This window comes from Sphingobium lactosutens (assembly GCF_013393185.1).
GTDB lineage: Bacteria > Pseudomonadota > Alphaproteobacteria > Sphingomonadales > Sphingomonadaceae > Sphingobium > Sphingobium lactosutens_A.
Genome location: NZ_QJQX01000034.1, coordinates 1 through 621 on the forward strand (window position 1 = coordinate 1; position 621 = coordinate 621).

At 49.9% G+C, this 621-nt stretch carries 1 rRNA gene; it reads left to right on the forward strand.

Annotation, left to right across the window (positions count from 1 at the left end):
* Positions 1-621 (forward strand): 23S ribosomal RNA (locus tag DM806_RS05600); the annotation flags it as partial.

Below are 621 nucleotides of genomic sequence, written 5' to 3' on the forward strand. Positions count from 1 at the left end.
TTTATCTGAATACATAGGATATTGAAGGCAGACCCGGGGAACTGAAACATCTAAGTACCCGGAGGAAGAGAAAGCAAATGCGATTTCCTGAGTAGCGGCGAGCGAAACGGAATTAGCCCAAACCAAGAGGCTTGCCTCTTGGGGTTGTAGGACACTCTATACGGAGTTACAAAGGAACGAAGTAAATGAAGCGACCTGGAAAGGTCCGTCGAAGAAGGTAACAACCCTGTAGTTGAAACTTCGTTCCCTCTTGAGTGGATCCTGAGTACGGCGGAACACGTGAAATTCCGTCGGAAGCTGGGAGGACCATCTCCCAAGGCTAAATACTACCTAGTGACCGATAGTGAACCAGTACCGTGAGGGAAAGGTGAAAAGCACCCCGGAAGGGGAGTGAAAGAGATCCTGAAACCGTGTGCCTACAAGTAGTCAGAGCCCGTTAACGGGTGATGGCGTGCCTTTTGTAGAATGAACCGGCGAGTTACGATCCCATGCAAGGTTAAGCTGATAAGGCGGAGCCGTAGCGAAAGCGAGTCTGAATAGGGCGTTTAGTATGTGGTTGTAGACCCGAAACCAGGTGATCTACCCATGTCCAGGGTGAAGTTCAGGTAACACTGAATGGAG